20 protein-coding genes are annotated in these 20,821 nt (G+C 73.6%); 6 read left to right on the forward strand and 14 right to left on the reverse strand.

Going from position 1 to position 20,821, the window contains the following annotated elements:
• Positions 1–254 precede the first annotated feature (254 nt).
• The 3 genes from EYB28_RS10975 to EYB28_RS10985 all read left to right on the forward strand — a co-directional run bounded on the left by EYB28_RS10975 (position 255) and on the right by EYB28_RS10985 (position 3,454).
• Positions 255–806, forward strand: a complete 552-nt coding sequence (locus EYB28_RS10975; RefSeq protein ID WP_166847710.1) for a methylated-DNA--[protein]-cysteine S-methyltransferase — start codon at positions 255–257, stop codon at positions 804–806.
• A 136-nt stretch (positions 807–942) separates the two neighbouring features.
• Complete coding sequence (locus EYB28_RS10980) at positions 943–2,157, forward strand: tyrosine-type recombinase/integrase (protein ID WP_166847712.1); 1,215 nt, start codon at positions 943–945, stop codon at positions 2,155–2,157.
• Positions 2,158–2,161: 4 nt separating this feature from the next.
• Positions 2,162–3,454, forward strand: a complete 1,293-nt coding sequence (locus EYB28_RS10985; RefSeq protein WP_240930506.1) for a phosphatidylserine/phosphatidylglycerophosphate/cardiolipin synthase family protein — start codon at positions 2,162–2,164, stop codon at positions 3,452–3,454.
• Positions 3,455–3,513: 59 nt separating this feature from the next.
• On the opposite strand, the gene EYB28_RS10990 is transcribed toward EYB28_RS10985, so the two are convergent.
• From EYB28_RS10990 to EYB28_RS11025, 8 genes are all read right to left on the reverse strand, one after another.
• Positions 3,514–4,107 (reverse strand): MerR family transcriptional regulator, encoded by a 594-nt coding sequence (locus EYB28_RS10990; protein ID WP_166847714.1) that lies wholly within the window; start codon positions 4,105–4,107, stop codon positions 3,514–3,516.
• A gap of 243 nt (positions 4,108–4,350) precedes the next feature.
• Positions 4,351–4,884, reverse strand: coding sequence for a bifunctional nuclease family protein (locus EYB28_RS10995; protein ID WP_166852196.1), 534 nt, complete (start codon positions 4,882–4,884; stop codon positions 4,351–4,353).
• Positions 4,885–4,974: 90 nt separating this feature from the next.
• On the reverse strand, positions 4,975–5,724 hold the full coding sequence (locus tag EYB28_RS11000) for a MerR family transcriptional regulator (RefSeq protein ID WP_166847716.1): 750 nt from the start codon (positions 5,722–5,724) through the stop codon (positions 4,975–4,977).
• The gene (locus EYB28_RS11005) at positions 5,721–6,197 is read right to left on the reverse strand and encodes an FHA domain-containing protein (RefSeq protein ID WP_166847719.1); all 477 of its coding nucleotides are present in this window, start codon (positions 6,195–6,197) and stop codon (positions 5,721–5,723) included. The genes EYB28_RS11000 and EYB28_RS11005 overlap by 4 nt, the downstream gene beginning before the upstream one ends.
• A 164-nt stretch (positions 6,198–6,361) precedes the next feature.
• Positions 6,362–7,870, reverse strand: coding sequence for a DUF881 domain-containing protein (locus EYB28_RS11010; RefSeq protein WP_240930507.1), 1,509 nt, complete (start codon positions 7,868–7,870; stop codon positions 6,362–6,364).
• A 10-nt stretch (positions 7,871–7,880) separates the two neighbouring features.
• A complete protein-coding gene (locus EYB28_RS11015) occupies positions 7,881–8,213 on the reverse strand; it encodes a small basic family protein (protein ID WP_166847720.1) in 333 nt (110 codons plus the stop codon).
• Positions 8,210–9,088: a DUF881 domain-containing protein gene (locus EYB28_RS11020; protein ID WP_166847722.1), complete on the reverse strand. Its 879-nt coding sequence runs from the start codon at positions 9,086–9,088 to the stop codon at positions 8,210–8,212. The genes EYB28_RS11015 and EYB28_RS11020 overlap by 4 nt, the downstream gene beginning before the upstream one ends.
• Positions 9,085–9,690 (reverse strand): CDP-alcohol phosphatidyltransferase family protein, encoded by a 606-nt coding sequence (locus EYB28_RS11025; RefSeq protein WP_166847723.1) that lies wholly within the window; start codon positions 9,688–9,690, stop codon positions 9,085–9,087. The genes EYB28_RS11020 and EYB28_RS11025 overlap by 4 nt, the downstream gene beginning before the upstream one ends.
• Positions 9,691–9,954: 264 nt before the next feature.
• Here EYB28_RS11025 and EYB28_RS11030 point away from each other — a divergent pair, with 264 nt between their 5' ends.
• Positions 9,955–11,853 (forward strand): DEAD/DEAH box helicase, encoded by a 1,899-nt coding sequence (locus EYB28_RS11030; protein WP_370459469.1) that lies wholly within the window; start codon positions 9,955–9,957, stop codon positions 11,851–11,853.
• A 104-nt stretch (positions 11,854–11,957) separates the two neighbouring features.
• Here the strand turns inward: EYB28_RS11030 and EYB28_RS11035 are convergent, their stop codons facing one another.
• From EYB28_RS11035 to rpe, 4 genes are all read right to left on the reverse strand, one after another.
• Complete coding sequence (locus EYB28_RS11035; protein WP_166847724.1) at positions 11,958–12,422, reverse strand: PH domain-containing protein; 465 nt, start codon at positions 12,420–12,422, stop codon at positions 11,958–11,960.
• A gap of 55 nt (positions 12,423–12,477) precedes the next feature.
• A complete protein-coding gene (gene hisG / locus EYB28_RS11040) occupies positions 12,478–13,326 on the reverse strand; it encodes an ATP phosphoribosyltransferase (RefSeq protein WP_166847726.1) in 849 nt (282 codons plus the stop codon).
• 114 nt (positions 13,327–13,440) lie between these two features.
• Positions 13,441–13,704, reverse strand: coding sequence for a phosphoribosyl-ATP diphosphatase (locus EYB28_RS11045; protein ID WP_166847727.1), 264 nt, complete (start codon positions 13,702–13,704; stop codon positions 13,441–13,443).
• A gap of 154 nt (positions 13,705–13,858) precedes the next feature.
• A complete protein-coding gene (rpe, locus tag EYB28_RS11050; RefSeq protein WP_166847728.1) occupies positions 13,859–14,521 on the reverse strand; it encodes a ribulose-phosphate 3-epimerase in 663 nt (220 codons plus the stop codon).
• Positions 14,522–14,576: 55 nt separating this feature from the next.
• Here rpe and EYB28_RS11055 point away from each other — a divergent pair, with 55 nt between their 5' ends.
• Positions 14,577–15,128, forward strand: a complete 552-nt coding sequence (locus EYB28_RS11055; protein ID WP_240930508.1) for a GNAT family N-acetyltransferase — start codon at positions 14,577–14,579, stop codon at positions 15,126–15,128.
• Between the two features lie 88 nt (positions 15,129–15,216).
• Here EYB28_RS11055 and EYB28_RS11060 read toward each other — a convergent pair whose 3' ends face one another.
• Together EYB28_RS11060 and EYB28_RS11065 are read right to left on the reverse strand one after the other, a co-directional pair.
• The gene (locus EYB28_RS11060; RefSeq protein ID WP_166847730.1) at positions 15,217–18,249 is read right to left on the reverse strand and encodes a glycoside hydrolase family 38 C-terminal domain-containing protein; all 3,033 of its coding nucleotides are present in this window, start codon (positions 18,247–18,249) and stop codon (positions 15,217–15,219) included.
• Positions 18,242–19,450, reverse strand: coding sequence for a cellulase family glycosylhydrolase (locus EYB28_RS11065; protein WP_166847731.1), 1,209 nt, complete (start codon positions 19,448–19,450; stop codon positions 18,242–18,244). The genes EYB28_RS11060 and EYB28_RS11065 overlap by 8 nt, the downstream gene beginning before the upstream one ends.
• Positions 19,451–19,592: 142 nt before the next feature.
• Here EYB28_RS11065 and EYB28_RS11070 point away from each other — a divergent pair, with 142 nt between their 5' ends.
• The gene (locus EYB28_RS11070) at positions 19,593–20,639 is read left to right on the forward strand and encodes a LacI family DNA-binding transcriptional regulator (RefSeq protein WP_166847733.1); all 1,047 of its coding nucleotides are present in this window, start codon (positions 19,593–19,595) and stop codon (positions 20,637–20,639) included.
• Positions 20,640–20,821: the final 182 nt, after the last annotated feature.

Here is a 20,821-nt window from a genome sequence, read left to right on the forward strand (position 1 = left end):
CGGCGCACGGCTTCTCCCCTGGACTCCTGCGCCGCAGCTCGCGTCCACGGCGCCCGCCTCTCGGCGCGCGTCGCCGGCCACGACCACCCGGCACACCCGGCGGCCTCCCGGCAACGGTGACCACGCAACACCTGGCGCCACACCCTCAGCTCCGCTAGGCTGAAACGGACATATGGTTTAAACCATTGTGTATGCCACAACACAGTCGTGTTGCTGAGGATCGTCGTGTCGGTCCCCCGGCCTAGCGTGGCGTCGTGCACACCACCGGGCTCCACCTCGCGGTCTTCCCCACCGCCGTCGGCCCCTGCGGGATCGTCTGGGACGCGGCCGGCGCGGTGCACGGCACGAGCCTGCCCCAGGGCGGCTCCCCCGCGGTCCGCCGCGCCCTCCTGGCGCGGTTCCCCGGCGCGGACGAGCCTCCTGCTCCCCCGGGCGTCGCCGCCACCGTCGCCGAGCTGCAGCGCCTGCTCGCCCACGGCGAGGGCGACCTGTCCGGCGTCGTGCTCGACATGACCGACGTCCCCGCCTTCGACCGCCGGACGTACGAGATCGTGCGGACCGTCCCGCCGGGACGCACCCTCACGTACGGCGAGGTCGCCGACAGGCTCGGGGCACCCGGCGCGGCCCAGGCCGTCGGGCGGGCCATGAGCCGCAACCCGTTCCCGCCGATCGTGCCCTGCCACCGCGTCCTGGCCGCCGACGGCGGGATCGGCGGCTTCTCCGCCCGCGGCGGGGCGCACACCAAACGGCGGATGCTGGAGACCGAAGGAGCGCTGCCTGAGCAGTCCGCCCTGTTCGACCTGTGACGTCCGCGCCACGCCGCCGCACGGATGTCGGTGGCGACACCTAGCGTGTGCACCGGATACCCGGCGTCGGCGCAGGTCACGGCGCCACGAGTCATCGGTCACCGGTCGTAGCACCAGGCAGGGAGGAACGCACTCGATGGTCGCGCCACCACGGCTGGACCGTGTCACCGTCGCACAGGCCGCGGAACGGTACCTGGCCGCCGTGCGCGTCGACGCCGTCCGGGGTGTCCTGTCCCCCACGACCGCACGGTCCTACGAGCGCGACGTCGACGAGCTCGTCGCCCTGCTCGGTGCCGGCCGGGTGCTCGACGACGTCACCGGGGACGACGTCGACGACGCGCTCGTCCGCTACCAGATGCAGCCCGACGGCCGGTACAGCGACCCGGCACGCAAGGGCGCGCCCGGCAGGTCCACCGCGACCGTCAACCGGTTCCGCCAGTCCGTCACGCGCTTCTTCACCCACGCCGCCCGTCAGTGCTGGGTCCAGGCCGACCCCATGCAGTGGGCCGCTCCCCCCGCCAAGGTCCGCGAGCGGATCCGCGTCGAGCGCACCGCCCTGTCCGAGACCGCCGCACAGGCCCTGCTCGCCACCGTCACCGGCTCCCCCGGGCCGGGCGCGCCGCCCCCGCCCGCCCCCGGCACCCCACCGACGCCGACGACGCCCGGAACCACCGGCGGCACCGCGTCGACCCACGGTCGCCGCCCGCGCCACGACCAGCGGCTCGCCCTGCGGGACCGGCTCGTCGTCGCCCTCCTGCTCGTCCTGGGGCCACGCGTCTCCGAGCTCGCCCGCGCGGACGTCGCCGACTTCTCCCGCGAGCCCGAGGAGACCCGCTGGCGCATCGTCGGCAAGGGCGGCGCCACCCGCACCGTCGCCCTGTCGCCCCCGCTCGCCCGCGCGCTCGAGGACTACCTCACCCACCTACGCCCCCGGCTCGCCGCCCGCCGCGACGACGACCCCGATGCCCAACGCGCCCTCCTGCTGACCTGGCGCGGACGGCGCATCGACACCCAGGCGATCCGCGCCCTGCTCGCCCGCGCCGTCGAGCGCATGCCCGCGCCCTACCGCCGCCCCGCCACCCCGCACGCGCTGCGGCACACCACCGCGACGCTGCTCGTCGCCGACGGCTGGGACGTCAAGGTCGTCGCCGAGCTCCTCGGCCACCGCTCCATCGCCACCACCGGCGTCTATCTCGACCGCATCGAGGGAGAGCTCGCCGCCGCGATCCGGACCCACCCCCTCGCCGCCGGCCTCCTCGAGCGTGACGAGGTCGACCCACCCGACGAATCCGGCGAACCGCCCTTACCCGACAGGTCGACGAGCGCCCGCCCCCGAGCCTCGCTACGGTGACTGCGTGCCCCTCCGCCGCCCCTCCTGGTCAGCCCGCCCGGTCCGTCCCATCCGCGTCCAGGTGAACTGGCCCACCGTCCGGCGGTACGCGTCCCGCACCGCCCTCCTGGCCGCGCTCGCACCGGTCGCCGCCGCCGCCACCGTCATGGGCCTCGAACGCATCCGGCGCAAGCAGTACCCCCTCGACTCGCCCTTCCCCACCGCACCCCCGGCCTCGACCGAGGTCGAGCAGTCGACGGCCACCCTCTACACCTACGGGGCCGACCTGTACGACGCGATGCTCGACGCGATCCGCAGCGCCCGCCACCAGGTGTTCCTCGAGACCTACATCTGGAAGAACGATGAGGTCGGCGAACAGTTCAAGCAGGCGCTCGCGGACGCCGCCGCACGCGGCGTCGAGGTCTACATCGTCTACGACGGCTTCGCGAACCTCGTCATCCCGCGCAGCTTCTACGACATGCCGGCGGGTGTCCACGTGCTGCGCTTCCCCGCGATGCGCCCGGGACTGCTGTTCCTCAACGTCCGCCGCTCCGGGCGGGACCACCGCAAGATCCTCGTGGTCGACGAGGACGTCGCCTTCGTGGGCGGGTACAACATCGGGTCCCTCTACGCCACCCGCTGGCGCGACACCCACCTGCGGATCACCGGCCCGTCCACCTGGGAGCTGCGCAACGCCTTCGTCGACTTCTGGAACCGTTGGCGCTCGCCCGCGCTGCCCGTGCTGCAGGACGTCGGCACGGCTCACTGGCTGCCCAGCCTGCGCGCGGCCCGCAACGCCCCGTCCGAGCTCGTCTTCCCCATCCGGGGCATCTACCTCGACGCGATCGACCGGGCGTGCTCGCACGTGTCCATCACGCAGGCGTACTTCATCCCCGACGAGGACATCCTGGCTGCGCTCCTCGCCGCCGCCGCACGCGGCGTGGACGTGCGCGTGCTCGTCCCCGAACGGTCGAACCACGTGGTCGCGGACTGGCTCGCCCGCGGCCACTACTCGACCCTGCTGCGGGGCGGGGTGCGCATCTTCCTGTACCAGGGGGCGATGATCCACGCGAAGACCGCCACCATCGACGGCCGGTGGACGACGGTCGGCACCGCGAACATCGACCGGCTCAGCCTGACCGGCAACTACGAGATCAACCTCGAGGTCGTCAGCACGGCGCTCGCGGCCCAGCTCGAGGCCGCGTTCCGGATGGACGAGTCGAACTCGCGGGAGCTGACGCTCGACGAGTGGGAGCGGCGCCACCCGCTGTCGAAGGTCGCGGAGCGGGTGATGGCGCCGTTGCGGCCGCTGCTGTGACCGCGTGAAGGGCGGCGTCGGGCCCGGCCCGGCAGGGCCTCGTGCGTGGTGGTGGAGCCTCAGCCGGCGTGGCGGGCCCGGCGGCGGGCGGCGAGCTCGTCGCCCTCGTGCGTCCCGGCAGGCGCTTCCAGGTCCTCGAGCGACTCCGTGGGCATCTCCGACAGCGTGCCCTCGATGTCACGCCACACGCGGCCGACGGCGATGCCGAACACGCCCTGGCCACCCTGCACGAGGTCGACGACCTCGTCCGGTGACGTGCACTCGTAGACGGACGCCCCGTCGCTCATCAGGGTGATCTGCGCGAGGTCCTCGACCCCGCGCTCACGCAGGTGCGTGACGGCGGTGCGGATCTGGTGCAGGGAGACGCCGGTGTCCAGCAGCCGCTTGACGACCTTGAGGACGAGGATGTCGCGGAAGCTGTACAGCCGGTGGGTGCCGGAGCCGGTCGCGGGGCGGATCGAGGGCTCCACGAGCCCGGTCCGCGCCCAGTAGTCGAGCTGGCGGTACGTGATCCCCGCGACGCGGCACGCCGTGGTGCCGCGATAGCCGGTCCCGGCGTCCTGCTCCGTGAGGTCCTCCCCGAAGAGGAGACCCTGGGCGCCGTGGGGCACGGTGGCACCCGTGGGGACACTTGCCTCACCGCTGCTGTTCACTGTGCCTCCTGAGATGTCGTCTCCACGCTAGGGCGGCCCGTGGGGGTCGTCAACGACGCGGGGCCCGAAGGCCTCGGCGTGTCGCGCCTCGTGCGCTGCCGAGTCGCGAGGTCCGTCGCCGTGCTGGCCGACGACGTGAACCTTCGACCTCAACTGGAAGGTTCTGGTGCCACGGTAGCCGACCGTCGGCGTCGACCGGAGGTCGAACGTCCCTCGGGCGTGGCGCGAGGCGCCGGCGGACGGTCAGGGTGGGGCGTCGTCGGGGCGGTCGCCGCCCTCTCCCGGCGTCCCCGGGTCCGGCGGGCCGCCCGGTGCGGTGAAGTCCGCGGCGGTGACGTGGTCGAGGAAGTCGCGGAAGCGTTCGACCTCACGCTGCTGCTCCGTGTCGACGACCTCCACCCCCGCGACGGCGACGATCTCGGCCGAGCACATCACCGGGCTCTCGGTCCGCACCGCGAGGGCGATCGCGTCCGAGGCGCGGGAGTCGAGCCGGGTGCCGTTCGACAGCACCAGCTCGGCGAAGAAGATGCCGCCGTCGAGCGCGACGATCTCGACGCGCTCGAGCGCGACGCCGACGGCGCCGAGCAGGTCGCGCAGCAGGTCGTGCGTCATCGGGCGGGGCGTGACCAGGCCGGCCTGCGCCATCGCGATCGCGGACGCCTCCCGGGCGCCGATGACGATGGGCACGGCCAGGTTCGCGGCGGCGTCGAGCAGCAGCACCACGATCTCCTGGTCGCGCTGCTGCTGACGGACCCCCATGACCTCGACGGGGACCATCGGCGCGTCGTTCGGCTCGTTGCCGTCCACCGATCCACGGTACGACGCCCGGGGGCCGTACGTCTCGTGGGGCGGGCTCGCAGGGCGCGCTCAGACGAGGCCGTCGGTGCCGCGGCGCACCCAGGCGGTGTGCAGCCGGGCGAGCAGCTCGCCGATCTCGGTGGCGAGCTCTGCGGCCTGCGCCCTGGCGGAGGGTGTCTGCTGGCTGCGGTACGGGGCCACGAGCTGGTCGACCAGGTCCACGTGCCGGTCGGCGGAGGTGCGCAGGGAGCGCAGGTGGCGCGGCTCGATGCCGTGCTCGGCGAGCCGGACGGCGATCCGCACCACGTCGGGGGCGCCGGCGTCGAGCTGCCCGCCCACGCCCGCGCGCAGGACGCCGGCGTGCACGAGCTCGGTGACGTACGCCGCGGAGGTCCGGGTCTCCTCGGCGACGGACTCCGCGGTCCAGCGGCGGCGGGCGGGCGCCGTCGCGTGCGGGGCGTCGGCGAGCCGGGGCGCGGGGCCGGGTGCGGGTTCGCCCGCGTCCATCTCGGCGAGTCGTTGCTTGATGACCTTCAGGGGCAGGTACGAGTCCCGCTGCTCGGTCAGGACGAAGCGCAGCCGTTCGACGTCGGCGGGGCTGTACTGCCGGTACCCGGAGGGGGTGCGGACGGGGTCGATGAGGCCCTGGTCCTCGAGGAAGCGCAGCTTCGAGTGCGACACCGACGGGAACTCCGGTCCCAGCTGTGCCAGGACGTCGGAGATCCGCATGGTCGCCTGGCGCGAGATGCCCCGCGGCCAGGGTTCGGGCGCGCCGTCGCCGAGCCCCTGCAGCTCGTGCGCAGCGTGCGCACCGCTCATGAGCCGGGCGCCTGCGTGTCCCGCGGCGCCTGAGGGCTGGCGTGGAAGGACATGCGGAACTTGCCGATCTGGACCTCGTCGCCCGTGCTCAGCGTCGCCGCGTCGATGCGTTCGCGGTTCACGTAGGTGCCGTTGAGGGAGCCGATGTCGCGCACCACGAACCGCTCGCCGTCGCGGACGAACTCCGCGTGCTTGCGCGAGACGGTCACGTCGTCCAGGAAGATGTCCGCGCTCTCGCTGCGTCCCGCGACGGCCCGCTCGGAGTCGAGGAGGAACCGCTCGCCGACGGCGCCGGAACCGTACTGCACCACCAGCAGGGCGGAGTGCCGTGGCAGCGCCGCGACCGCAGCAGCCTCCTCCGCGGTGAGGGGGATCCGGTGCGCCTGCTCCTCCGCGGGCGCGCCCACACGACCCAGGTGGGCCGTCGTGTCGGCGGCCGCCTGCTGCGGCGGAAGAGCACGGGGGTCGGTCATCAGTCCTCCATCGAGGTAGGGCCGGGTGGTCGGGCGACGCTGCCCCGGCAGGCGGCCCGTCCGCGGGAGCCTGCGCAAGGCGGTGCGTCCGACGTGCGCCGTCGTCCGCCCAACCTACCCCGTCCGGCGCGCGAGCGTGAAGCCCGACGCCTGGTCCGCGGTGGTCAGCCCTCGTCGTCGCGGGGCGTGGCGTGCTCCGGCTCCGCCGGCTCACGGACCTCGGTGATCGTCACCTGGTCGCGCTGCGTCGTGGACGCGTTCGCCCCGGCGTTGCGCACCGTCGCGAGGGCGCCGCCGGGGATCTCCAGCGCCCGGTCCAGGGTGTCCGGGTCGCCGATGACGGTCCACTCGTAGGGCGCCTGGAGGGGGTGGCCGTCGACGACGATCTGTCCGTCCTGGTCGCGGAACCAGGTCGTCGTGATCAGGCGGACGCCGTTGAGGGAGACCACCTCGGCGCCCGCGTTGCGCAGCTCCTCGAGGACGTTGAACAGCTGTGCCGCCTCGAGGGAGCCCCCCGGGTCGGTGATCCGCAGCCGGACACCTGGGCCCTCCGCGGGCAGTCGGCCCGAGAGGATCCCCTCGGAGGAGGCGCGCTCCTGCGCGAGCTCCAGCGCCGACGCGGCCTTGTTGGAGCCGGACAGCAGCTCGTCACGGGTGGTCTCCAGCTGGGAGACCTCCCTGGAGAGCTGCTCCGCACGGTCGGTCACCTCGTCGAGCAGCCGCACCAGGTCGTCCTGCCGCGCCGAGGACAGCTGGTCCGACGACGACTGCTGCACCTGGACCACCAGAGCGAAGCCGAGTGCCGCGCAGAGCACGCCGGCGAGCACCTGGGACCGGGAGAAGCCGGGCTTGAACGCCGCGCCGAGCCGGTGCCAGGCCCCTGGTTCCGTCACGCCCGCACCGTCGTCACCGGTCGCGTCGTCACCGTCCAGGTCCCGGTCGCCATCCCGGTCACCGGCCTCGTCGCCGGTCGCCGGCTCCCCCGCCGCGAGGGTATCGGAGGCCGGGTGCTCCTCGGCGACGTCGGCGCCCGGCGTGGCGCCGTCCCCGAGGTCCCCCTGCGACGTGTCCTCCTGGGCCGCGCCGTCCTGCCCCTCGGACTCGGACTCGGACTCGGGGTCGTCGGGCTCGTCCTGCCCGGCACCGTCCGGCTCAGGGTCTCGGACGTCGTCCGCGGGCAGCGGGTCCGATGACGCCGGGTCGTCCTCGACGTCGTCCTGCGGGCGGGGCCGGTCGTGGTCCGACGCCGACGGCGGGGTGTCGGCCCCCTCGCCGACGTCGGGTCCCGACGGTGCGTCCGCAGAGACGTCGTCGGCCGGTACCTCGGCACCGGCCACACCCTCGCCGCCGTGCCCGTCCGACAGTTCCTCGGGCTCGTCGGTCTCGTGCTCCACGTCGCCACCGGCCGGGTCCTCGCCGCCCGCGACGGGACCGGTGCGCCGTGGCTCGTCCGCGAGGCGGGCGGGCGCGTCGTCGTCCTGCTCGGCAGGATCCTGCGGGGCAGTCTCGTCGGCGGGCCCGTCCGGACCCTCGGCCGCCGCCGCGTCCATCGGTGCGTCGGCCGGCGAGGCGTCGTCGCGCTCGTCCCGCACGGTGCCCTTCTCGTCCATCCCCGCGCCCGTGCCCTCGTCGTCAGCCCGACCGACGGCGCCGCCCTCGTCCTTCGTGCTCATGCCGCGCCGCTCACGCCTTGAAAAGGTGCCGGCGGATCGAGGCCGCGTTCGAGAAGATCCGGATGCCGAGCACCACGACCACCGCCGTCGACAGCTGCGACCCCACGCCCAGCTGGTCACCGAGGAACACGATGAACGCGGCCACCAGCACGTTCGACAGGAACGACACCAGGAAGACCTTGTCGTCGAACAGCCCGTCGAGCTTGGCCCGCAGGCCCCCGAACAGGGCATCCAGCGCGGCCACGACGGCGATCGGCAGGTACGGCTGCAGCGCGACGGGCACTGTCGGCTGCAGGACCAGACCGGCGACGACGCCGACCACGAGCCCGACCACGGCGATCATGGGGTCTCCTCCTGGATCTCGTCCGGTGACTCGCCCGAGCCGCCGGCGTCCACCGGCTGCGCGTGGCGCAGCGACTGCGTCCCGACGCCCGGCAGCTCGAGCTCGCTCTGCGGGACCACGCTCGACGAGATCCCGTAGCGCGAGCCCAGCAGCTGAAGGTACGCCGGGGCGCCGGTCCGAGCGTACGCGGTCTGCATGTCCTCCACGTCACCCACGGCACGGATGACGTACGTGGGACCGGGCAGCGGCACCAGGTCCACCAGGATGGCGTCCCCCGCGTTGCGGATCGCCGACATCGACGTGAGGCGCTCGCCGTCCACCGCGATCGCCTCCGCGCCCGACGCCCACAACGCGTTCACCACCGTCTGCACGTCCGTGTCCCGGACCCGGGAGCCACCGTCGTCCGACCCGGACAGGTCGCCGGACTCCCCGTCCGACAGCGTCACCACCAGGCCGGGGCCCTCCACCGGCGTCGACCCGTTGACCACGCCGTCGACCCGGAGCGTCTCCAGCAGGTCCGGATCCCGCTGCGACAGCGCCGAGTGCTGCAGATCCTCGATCTCCGCGCTCAGCTCCACCGACCGGCCACGCAACGCGTCCGCCGCCTCCCGCCGCTCCACGATCTGGTCCTCGAGCACCGCCCGCGCCTGCGACACCTCGGCCTGCGGCGCTCGCAGCTCCTGCGCGGCCGACACCGTCAGCAGGCCGAGCAGGACGGCCAGCAGCACGAGGAGGACGGCGCCCGTCCACCGCCGGCGAGGCACCACACCCGCCTCGCGCCGGGCCGCGGCCTCCGCGTAGCCCGCGTCGAGGGGCTTCTCCATGACCTCCACGAGCAACGTCATGGACTCGTCGAGACGCCGACGCGCGCTCATGCCGCCGCTCCCCCGTCGTCCCCGGCACCCTCCGGCGCCGACACCAGGGCACGCGTCTGCCGCACGTACTGCAGACCCGCCACCCAGTACAGGCCCACACCCCACCAGCTGAAGGCCCACCCCACGACGTGCGCCACGTCGCCGAGCGCACCCGGCGCCTCCGCGAGCAGCAGCAGCGGGAACGCGTACAGCAGCGCGAACGTGCCCGCCTTGCCCACGAAGCTCACCGGCAACGGCCCGTACCCGTGCCGCGCCAGCACCGGCATGAGGCACGCCAGCACCACGTCCCGGGCCACGATCACCACGAGCAGCCACACCGGGACGATGTCGCGCCAGGCCAGACCCACCAGCGTGACGAGGATGAACAGCCGGTCCGCCGCCGGGTCGAGCAGCTCCCCGAGCCGGCTCACCTGGCGCAGCCGCCGCGCCAGCACGCCGTCGAGCCAGTCGCTGAACCCGGACACCGCCAGCACCGCCAGCGCCCACACGTCCTCACCCACGACGATCAGCACCGCGAACACCGGCACCAGCGCCAGACGCACCATGCTCACCAGGTTCGGGACCGTGAGCACCGCGGTGCTGATCTGCTGGCCTGGCTGCACCCGCACATCCTACGCAGCGACCACCACCCCCCACGCCGGGCGACCAGTGGCCGAACTCTCACCACCCGCACACCCCCACCACTCCCCCCGGCCGCCACGACCCCGTACGATGGAGCACATCCCTCGGAGTTCGTCGTGCCCTCCCGCGTGTTCGTGCGACCTCGGCCACAGAGCCAGGTCAGGTGTGTGTTCGGGAACCAGCGACCGCCTCGCCGCCCGCCGGCGACGCAGGACTCCCGTACCCCACCGACGAACGGCACCTTCTTGAGCACTGACTCCCCCCTGCCCACCGCCACCACCCCGGACGCCGAGAGCACCCGCGACACCCGGACCGGCGAGACCACCTTCGCCGACCTCCAGCTGCCCGCCCCGCTCCAGGCCGCGGTCGACGACCTCGGGTTCACCACCCCGTCGCCCATCCAGGCACGCGCCATCCCCGAGCTCCTCGCGGGCCGCGACATCACCGGCGTCGCGCAGACCGGCACCGGCAAGACCGCGGCGTTCGCCATCCCGCTGCTCGCCGCCCTCGACCCCGCCGCCGACGTCCGCGGCGGCCACGTGCAGGCCCTCGTCCTCGCCCCCACCCGCGAGCTCGCGCTCCAGGTGTCCGACGCCGTCGAGTCCTTCACGACCCACCTGCCCGGCGTCCGCGTCACCTCCGTGTACGGCGGCTCCCCCTACGGCCCCCAGCAGCGCGCCCTGCGCGACGGCGTCCACGTCGTCGTCGGCACCCCCGGCCGCGTCATGGACCACCTCGAGCGCGGCACCCTCTCCCTCGACGGCGTGAAGTTCCTCGTGCTCGACGAGGCCGACGAGATGCTCCGCATGGGCTTCGCCGAGGACGTCGAGACGATCTTCGGCCAGGCACCCGCCCAGCGGCAGGTCGCCCTCTTCTCCGCCACCATGCCGCCCGCGATCCGCCGGGTCGCCGAGACGCACCTGACCGACCCCGTCGCCATCGCCGTCTCCCGGCAGTCCTCCACCACCTCCACCGTCGAGCAGACCTACGCCGTCGTCCCGTACCGGCACAAGGTCGGCTCCCTCGGGCGCGTCCTCGCCACCTCCGACGCCGACGCCACCATCGTCTTCACCCGCACCCGCAAGGACGCCGAGGAGGTCGGCGCCGCCCTCGTCGAGCGCGGCGTCTCCGCCGCCACCATCTCCGGCGACGTCGCCCAGAAGGAGCGCGAGAAGATCGTCGAGCGCCTGCGCTCCGGCGCCCTCGACGTCCTCGTCGCCACCGACGTCGCCGCCCGCGGCCTCGACGTCGACCGCATCGGCCTCGTCGTCAACTTCGACCTGCCCCGCGAGGCCGAGGCCTACGTGCACCGCATCGGCCGCACCGGCCGCGCCGGCCGCACCGGCCGCGCACTCTCCTTCGTCACCCCCCACGAGCGCGGCAAGCTCAAGCACATCGAACGCACCATCCGCACCCAGCTCACCGAGGCCGAGATCCCCTCCCCCCGGGACGTCTCCGAGCACCGCGCCCGCCGCCTGCTCGACGCCGTCGGCACGCGCGTCGCCGCCGGCCGCCTCGACCTGTACACGGAGATGCTCCGCGCCCACGCCACCGCGACGGCCCCCGACGACACCCAGGACTCCGAGAACCCCGCCTCCCCCACCGAGCGCGAGTCCGACGTCCTGCAGGTCGCGGCCGCCCTCCTGGCGCTCGCGGTCGGCGACGACGGCCCGGGGCAGCGCGCGGCGCAGGACGAGCACGAGCGGGAGCGTGCCGAGGCCCGTGGCGGCCGTACCCGCGAGACGCACCGCGCCGAGCGCGGCGAGCGGGACGGCGACCGGACCGGGCGCCACCCGCGTGCCGACCGCCGTCCCGAGGACCGGTCCCGCGAGCGGGGCATCCGCCGCCCTGCCCAGGGCACCCGCTACCGCATCTCCGTCGGCCACACGCACGGCGCCCAGCCCCGCGGGATCGTGGGGGCGCTGACGCACGAGGGCGGGCTCTCGGGCAGCGACATCGGCAAGATCGACATCTTCGGCAACTTCTCGCTGGTCGACATCATCCGCCCGCTGGACGACTCGGACATGAGCCGGATCGGCAAGGCGCACGTCGCGGGCAAGGCCCTGCGGATCGCCGTCGACAAGGGCGCCCCGGAGCGTCGTGGTGGGCCCCGCGCCGAGCGGCGTCCCGCGCACGCGCACTGATCTGCTGAGGCTCTGACGGCGAAGGCCCGGCTCGCGTGCGCGAGCCGGGCCTTCGTGTGTTCCCGTCCGGCGTCCGAGGGAGCGGCTCCCGTCGCGACGCCGGGTCAGGCCGGGCCGTGCGTCTCCCCCAGCTCGGTCACCAGGGACCGCAGGCGACGGGCCTCGGCCATCCCCCGCTCACCGTCGGCGCGCTGGACGCCCATCACCGCGAGGGTGCCGCCGTCCGCGAGGTCGAGCCGCACCCACGGGTCGTTCGGGCCGAGCCGTACCTCGACGATCTGCGCCCACTCGAGACGGCGGGTGTAGATAAGGTTGCGCACGGCCAGGCCCGACGCCGACGGGACGGCGTGCACGCCGCCGAGCCGCCACAGGAGCCACGTCACGGCGACGGCGAAGGCCACGAAGGACAGCTTGTTCACGGCGGCGCCACCGAGCGGACCGTTCGCCGTGAGCCCGACCAGCAGGCTGCCGCCCGCCGCGAGGACCCAGACGACCCAGGCCGCGACGCGCCCCCACAGCGGGCGGAAGACGCGCCAGCGCGCGTCGTCGACGTCGCCCGGCACGCTCATGCCCGTCACGCTGCCACGCCGGCCGGCCACCCGACAGCCGGACGGCCGGCCCGGCTCACAGGCGGCTGGCGTGGATCGAGGTCACGATGATGCCTCGCGCCCCGACCTCGTACAGCGCGTCCATCACCCGGTTCGTGTCCCCGCGCCGCACCATCGACCGCACCGCCGACGACTCGCCGTTGTGCAGCGGCGAGACGGTCGGCGACTCGAAGCCGGGCGTCACGGCGACCGCGGCGTCCACGAGCTCGGTCGGTACGTCGTAGTCGATGAGCACCCACTCGCGCGCGGTGATGACCCCGCGCAGCCGCCGGGTGAGCACGTGCATCCCCTCAGGCTCCGGGGAACCCGCGTGGCGGATGAGGACGGCCTCCGAGCGCAGGATCGGGTCGCCGAAGATCTCCAGGCCCGCGGCCCGCAGCGTCGTGCCGGTCTCCACGACGTCCGCGATCACGTCGGCGACGCCGAGCCGGACCGAGCTCTCCACGGCACCGTCGAGGTGGACGACGGCCGCCGGCTCGATCCCCCGCTCGGCGAGGTGGTCGCGCACGAGGCGCGTGTACGAGGAGGCGACCCGCTTGCCTGCGAGCTCGGCGACCTCGGTCACGGTCCCCGCCGGGGCCGCGAACCGGAACGTCGAGCCGGCGAACCCCAGGGGCAGGTGCTCGACGGCGTCAGCCCCGGAGTCGAGCAGCAGGTCGCGGCCGGTGATCCCGGCGTCGACCGTGCCGGACCCGACGTAGACGGCCACGTCGCGGGGGCGCAGGAAGAAGAACTCCACGCCGTTGTCGGGGTCGGCGAGCACGAGCTCGCGCGTGTCACGGCGCTGGCGGTAGCCGGCCTCGCGCAGCATCTCGCTGGCGGGGCCGGACAGGGATCCCTTGTTCGGGACGGCGATACGGAGCACGGAAACCTCTTCGGTCAGGTCGGTCGGACGACGAGTACGGCGGTCACGGAGCGCGCTCGGCGGACGCGGACCCGGCGGCACCACGAGGGCCGACGGGCGGACGGGCCCGGGCGCTCACAGATGCGCGTACACGTCCTCCAGCGTCATGCCCTTGGCCAGCATCAGCACCTGCAGGTGGTAGAGCAGCTGCGAGATCTCCTCGGCCGCGGCCTCCTGGGACTCGTGCTCGGCGGCCATCCAGACCTCGGCGGCCTCCTCCACGATCTTCTTGCCGATCGCATGCACGCCGGCGTCCAGCTCGGCCACGGTCCCCGACCCCTCGGGTCGGGTGGCGGCCTTCTGGGACAGCTCGGCGAACAGCGCGTCGAAGGTCTTCACGGCGACCAGCCTAGACGTCGGCCCCGGCCCGTCAGGGCCGGGTTTCGCTGTGCGGGACGGAGGTCACAGCGGTTCAAGACGCTTGGCACACTATTTTGACGATGAGAGTTGACGACCCTCCGCTCCCGCTCGTCCGCTCTCCCGGGGCTGTCGGTCAGTGCGCGTGGGCACCGGCCAGGCGCCGGAGCGTCTCGATCTCCGCCGGGACGTCGTCCGCGCCGTACACGGCCGACCCCGCGACGAAGACGTTCGCGCCCGCCTCGGCCGCCCGCTCGATCGTCGACCGGGACACTCCCCCGTCGACCTGGATCCACACGTCCAGCCCGGCGGCGCTGATCGCCTCGCGCGCCCGGCGGATCTTCGGCAGGGTGCCCTCGATGAAGGACTGGCCGCCGAAGCCCGGCTCGACGGTCATCACGAGGATCATGTCGACCTCGGTCAGAAGGTCCAGGAAGGGCTCCACGGGCGTCGCCGGGCGCAGCGCGACGCCGGTCCGGGCACCCTGGCGGCGCAGCTCCCGCGCGAGGCGCACGGGAGCCTGCGCGGCCTCCGCGTGGAACGTCACCGACGCCGCGCCCGCCTCGGCGTACTGCGGGGCCCACCGGTCGGGGTCCTCGATCATGAGGTGGGCGTCCAGCGGGACCGGGGAGACCTGCGCGAGGCGCTCGAAGACCGGCAGCCCGAGGGTGAGGTTCGGCACGAAGTGGTTGTCCATGACGTCGACGTGCGCGAAGTCCGCGGTGCCGATCGCGCCCAGGTCGCGCTCGAGGTTCGCGAAGTCGGCCGACAGGATGCTCGGGTTGATCAGCGCAGGCATGCGCACAGCCTAAGCGGCACCGACCCGGTGGCCGGCACCCACTACGCTCGCCCGGGTGAGCCTGAACCCCTCCCCCGACGCCGTGGACGACCGGCAGCCCGCCGCCCGTCCGCGCGTGCGCCCCGCCACCGCCGAGGACCTGCCCGTCGTCGCGGACATCCTCGCCCCGTACGTGCACCGCACGGCCGTGACGTTCGACGAGGAGCCCCCGACCGCCGCCGACTGGTCCGACCGGCTGGCCGACCTCGCCGCGCGCGGGCTGCCGTTCCTCGTCGCCGAGCTCGACGGCGAGGTCGTCGGGTACGCCTACGCCTCGCCGTGGCGTCCCAAGGCCGCCTACCGCTACACCGTGGAGGACACCGTCTACCTGGCTCCGGCCGCGCAGGGGCGCGGGATCGGCACGCGCCTGCTCTCCGCGCTGCTGGACGCGTGCGCCGTGGCGGGGGTGCGCCAGGTGGTGGCCGTCGTGGCCGACGCCCCGGAGGCTGCCGGGTCGCTGCCGCTGCACCGCAAGCTCGGCTTCGAGGTCGCCGGGGTCCTGCGGGACGTCGGGGTGAAGCACGGCCGCAGCGTGAGCACCATGCTGCTGCAGCGCACCCTCTCCTGACCGGCGGCCACGCCGGCGCACATCGCCGAGCACACCTGGCGGCCGTCACCGACGCGGGTGACGGCCGCCAGGTCGTGCTCGCGGGGCGTCAGCGCCGCAGCAGGAACGTCCTGATCTCGAAGGGGCGCAGCGCGACGCTCAGCGCGTCGCCGTCGAACGCCGCCTCGTCGCCCGCCGGACGCTCGACGAGGTCGGCGGCCACGACCTCGCGCAGCCCGGGCACGTCGAGCGTCAGGCGGGCGGACGACCGGGCACCGCGGGCCTCGTACACCCGCAGCACGAGGCCGCCGGACCGGTCGTCGGCCAGCTTCAGCGCGCTCACCGCGACGGCGTCCGAGTCGCTGACGACGAGCGGCGCCACCAGCCCGCCGGACGCACGGCGGACGGGCGCCTGCAGGTGGGCCCCGGCCGCGGTCGCGTCCAGCACGTCCGCGGTCGGACGGACGCCGAACCGCAGGTGGTGCCGCCCCCGGTCGGCGCGCGGGTCGGGGAACTTCGGCGCCCGCAGCAGCGAGAACCGGGCGTCCTGCACGACGCCGCCGTCGGTCGTGCGCTCCCGCCGCACGTCGAAGCCGTGGCTGGACTCGTTGAGGAACGCCACACCGAAGCCCGGCTCGGCCACCATGAACCAGCGCTGCGCGTGCGTCTCGAACCGGGCCGCCTCCCACGAGGTGTTCGTGTGGTTGGTGCGCCGCTGGTAACCGAACTGGGTCTCGGCCAGCACCTCGTCGGTGAACACGTCGACCGGGAAGGCCAGCTTGAGGAACTTCTCCTCCTCCTGCCAGTCCACGTCGCAGTCGACGACGAGCGTCCGCCCGTCGTCGGACAGCGTGAGCCGCTGCGTGATCTGCGACGCCCCGAACGCCCGCCGTACCACGACGGCGTCCCCGTCCAGGGAGACGTCGGCCGGGCCGTCGAGGTCGGTGCGCATGTCGAGGTAGTGGGCGTCGACGTCCCACGCGTCCCACATGTTCGGGAAGTCCTGGTGGAGCTGCAGCAGGTTGCCGCGGCGACCCGCCGGGATCGCGTCGCGCCCGGTGGCGAGGTCGACGAGGTGGCGGACATGACCCTGCCCGTCGATCTCGACGCGCAGCGCCGCGCCGGCCAGCACGAACGCGGCGCCGTCGTCGGACGTCGCACCGGCCCCGGCGCCGGACACGGTGACCGGCGCCGCGGGCTCCGCGGCCGCCACCGCGCCGGCGGCCACGCCGCGGCGCGCGAACGGCGACGCGTTGACCAGCAGGCCGCCGTCGCCGTCCTCGTCGGCGCGCACCCCGAGCGCGGCGAGCGCGTCGGCGACGATCCCCGTCAGACGCTCGGCGATCCGGGTGTAGGACTCCTCCGCCTCCCGGTGCACCCACGCGATCGACGTGCCCGGAAGGATGTCGTGGAACTGCAGCAGCAGGACCTCCTGCCACAGCTCGTCGAACGCCTCGTAGGGGTACTCGTACCCCGCGCGCAGGGCCGCGGTGGCGGCCCACAGCTCCGCCTCGGCCAGCAGCCGCTCGCTGGTCCGGTTGCCCTGCTTCGTCTTGTGCTGGGTGGTGAACGTGGCCCGGTGCAGCTCCAGGTAGAGCTCCCCGCGCCAGACGTCGGGCTCGGGCAGCTCGGCCATCGCCCGCGCGAAGAACTCGTTCGGGGACTCCAGCACGACCTGGGGGCTGCCCTCGAGGTCGGCCAGGCGCTTCGCCCGCGCCAGCATCTCGCGCGTCGTGCCGCCACCGCCGTCGCCCCACCCGGTGGGGGCGAGGGAGGACCGCGCCACCGACTTCTCCTTGAACTGCCGCGCGGCCCGCGCCACCTCCTCGCCGGAGAGCTGCGCGTTGTAGGTGTCCATCGGCGGGAAGTGCGTGAAGATCCGGGTCCCGTCGATGCCCTCCCACGAGAACGTGTGGTGCGGGAACCGGTTGGTCTGGTTCCAGGAGATCTTCTGCGTGAGGAACCACTCGAACCCGGCCCCGGCGAGGATCTGCGGCAGGGCCCCCGAGTAGCCGAAGCTGTCCGGCAGCCAGGCGCCCGCGCACTCGACGCCGAACTCCTCACGGAAGAAGCGCTGCCCCTGGCTGATCTGCCGGATGAAGCTCTCCCCCGACGGCAGCACCGCGTCCGGCTCCACCCACATGCCGCCGATCGGCACGAACCGGCCGTCCGCGACCGCCTTGCGGACCCGCGCGTACACCTCCGGGCGCTGCTCCTTGAGCCACGCGTACTGCTGCGCGCTGGACATGGCGTAGACGAACTCGTCGTCCTCCTCCAGCAGCGTCACCATCGAGCTCGACGTCCGCGCGACCTTGCGCACGGTCTCGCGCAGCGGCCACAGCCAGGCCGAGTCGATGTGCGCGTGCCCGACGGCGGTGAGCCGGTGGGCGCTCGCCTCGGCGGGGCTGGCCAGCACGCCCGCCAGGGCGGCGCGCCCCACGGCGACGGTGCCGGCGACGTCCTGCAGGTCGACCCGGTCGAGCGCGTCGTCGAGGGCCCGCAGGATCCTCGCGCGACGGGCCGACTCCTCGGGGAGCTGCTGGGCCAGCTGGACGAGGACCTCGACGTCGTGCACCAGCTCGAACACCTCGGGCTCGAACACGCAGACGTCGAACCTCCGCAGGCGGTAGAGCGGCTCGGCGCCGGCGGTGTCCCGGTCCCCCTGCTCGGTCGGTAGGAACGGGTGGTAGTCGAGCAGCACCGGGTTGGACGCGGCCTCGACGAAGAGCTCGATCTCCTCGCCGCCGACGGCCTGCTCGGCCACCGGGATCCAGGTCGCGCGCGGGTTGAGGGAACGCACCGGCGTGCCGTCGGCACGGTAGACGAGGCCCTCGCACTGGAACCCCGGCATGTTCGGGTCGAAGCCGAGGTCCGCGACGATCTCGACGCGCCGGCCGGCGAACCGCTCGGGCACCGTGCCGGTGAGCCGGAACCACGTCGTGTCCCATGCGCGGCCCCACCGGTCGCCGACCGCGGCGGGCTCGTACGACGCGGCGACGCCGTCGGCGACCGCGATCGGTTCACCGTCGACGACGTACCGCTCCACCGCGATCGGCACGGGCGAGCCGTGGACGGCGGGCCGCAACCGCTCCTCCAGGACCCGGGTCACCCGCCCGATGGTGAGCGCCTGGTTCTCATGCATGCCGTGCTCCCCCCGTCGCCGCACCCGCGGGTGCGGCCTCGTGTGTCGTCAGCCGCACCCGAGGGTGCCCCTGTTCGCGTGCCGCCGTCATGTACTCGGTGAAGAACGACCCACCGGGCGCCAAGACGGACCGGCCCCGCGCCGGGTCCAGGACGAGCTCCGGCCGCGTGGATGCTCCCCCGGTCCCGGGGACGGTGCTCCGGGCCTCCTCGATCGCCTCGCGCAGCAGCCTGCCCTCGGGCTTGACGACCCCGTCGGAGTCGATGAGCCCCAGGTCGTACTCCACCTCCGGGAAGTCGCCGAGCGCCCGGCCCACGTCGTGCGAGCACCACCAGGTGATGCCGTAGAGATGCTCGGCGCCGGCCAGGTTCGCCACGGTGCCACGGACGAAGCCGGGTACCGACTCCTCGGGGACCACGTTGCGGGGCGCTCCGACCTCCTGCATCCACACCGGCCGGTCGGGGTCGCTCTGGAACGCTCGCGCCACCTCGACCAGGTACCGGGCGAGGGCCCGGGTCTCGAACGCGTCCGCCCCGTAGCGCTGCCCGGTGCCGTTGAAGGCCCAGGAATGCACGACCGTCATGTCGCCGGCGCGTGCCACGTGCTCCAGGGTGAACGGCTGGGCGTCGGAGAACCACGACGCGTCGTAGCACGCGTGCAGGGCGGGGACGCCCGGGGCGCCCCGGCGGATAGCCCCGATCGTCGCGTCGAGCCAGCGCGTGACGTCCTCGGTGCTCGCGGGGTGCGGGTCGGGGTGCACGTCGCCCGTGAACTGGTTGACCTCGTTGCCGACCGTGATCGCGACGACGTTGTCGTGGCGGGCCGCCGCGGCCGACACCTCGGACAGGTAGCGCACCGTGGCGGCGATCGCGTCGGGGTCGGTGAACATGTTGCGACGGTGCCACGTCACGAGCCACGACGGCAGGAAGTCGAAGCTCGACAGGTGGCCCTGCAGGCCGTCCACCGCGACGGCCAGCCCCCGCGCGCCGGCCAACGCGATGACGGACTCCAGGCGCGCCAGCATCGCCGGGCTCACCATCGTCGGGTTCGGCTGGAACACCGGCCACAACGGGAACACCCGGACGTGGTCGACCCCCAGCCCCGCGATCGTGTCGAGGTCGCGCGCGACCTCGGACTCGTCGAAGTCGACCCAGTGGTGGAACCACCCCTCGCGGGGGGTGTAGTTGACGCCGAATCTCATGTGTCCGTCCTGCCTCGTTGCGGTGTCGTGGGCGCCAGGTGCGGCGATAGAACTATAGCGCTTGAGCGCTCTTGGCCCCTACCTTCGGACGCGGGGAGCGATAGTGTCAAACCTCAAGCGATTGAACTCCGAGGAGCCCACGATGTCCGAACCCGCGCGTCCCGAGCCGCGCCGGCGCAAGCGCGCCACGATCGCCGACATCGCCGAGCGCGCCGGCGTGACGAGCAGCGCCGTGTCGCTGGCCGTGAACGGCAAGCGGGGCGTGTCCGACGCGACTCGTGCGCGAATCCTCGAGGTCGCGAGGGAGCTCAACTGGCGGCCGAGCCACGCCGCGCAGGCGCTCATGGGCAAGGGCGCCGAGGCCGTCGGGCTGGTGCTCGCGCGCCCGCCCGAGGTCATCGGGGAGGAGATCTTCTTCGCCAAGTTCATCGCCGGGGTGCAGGCGAGCCTGAGCGAGCGCGGCTACTCGCTGCTGCTGCAGATGGCCCAGGACATGACCGCCGAGATCACCATCCACGCGGGCTGGATCGCCGACGGCCGCGTCGACGGCTCACTCGTCCTCGACCCGCGCATCGACGATCCGCGCATCAAGTCGCTGGCCGGGCTCGACCACCCGACGGTCGTCGTCGGCGGCGACATCGACCAGGGCAGCGTCCGCAGCCTGCGCGTCGACAACGGCGCCGCGATGCGGCTCGTCATGGAGCACCTGGACGAGCTCGGGCACGCCCGCATCGCCTTCGTCACCGGCGACCAGAACTTCCGCCACACCCAGGAACGCATGGACGCTTTCAGCCAGTTCTGCATCGACCGGGGCATCTGGGGCCAGAGCCTCGCGGCCAACTTCGACCCGTCGATGAGCCGTTCGGCCACCGCGCGCCTCATGTCCTCCCCGCACCCGCCCACCGCCATCGTCTACGACAGCGACGTGATGACGGTGGCGGGCCTGGGCGAGCTCACGGCCCTGGGCTACGCCGTGCCGCGCGACGTGTCGGTCGTCTCATGGGAGGACTCGGCCACCTGCCAGGTGCTGCACCCCACGGTCACCGCACTCAACCGCGACGCCGTCTCGCTCGGCCGCATGGCTGCGGCCGAGATGCTGGAGCTGCTCGACCACCAGAGCGTGGAACACTCCCCCGTCGAGGTCACCGTCGTCGCCCGGGAGTCGACCGCCGCGCCGGCGCGCTCCTGACGCCGCACGACTCGCAGCACCGCAGCAGCACCACCACACCCCGACCGTGCCGCGCCACCCGTGGCGTGTGCGCGGTCGCGTGGTCGCGCCGGCCTGCCACAACCCCTCAAGCGGATGAGCCGGTCCCGCAAACGCCGCGTTCTTGACACGCGATCTCCGGCGATGCTTTGATCGCAACTCAA

The sequence above is a fragment of the Isoptericola sp. BMS4 genome, assembly GCF_011634835.1.
In the GTDB taxonomy this organism is placed as follows: domain Bacteria; phylum Actinomycetota; class Actinomycetes; order Actinomycetales; family Cellulomonadaceae; genus Isoptericola.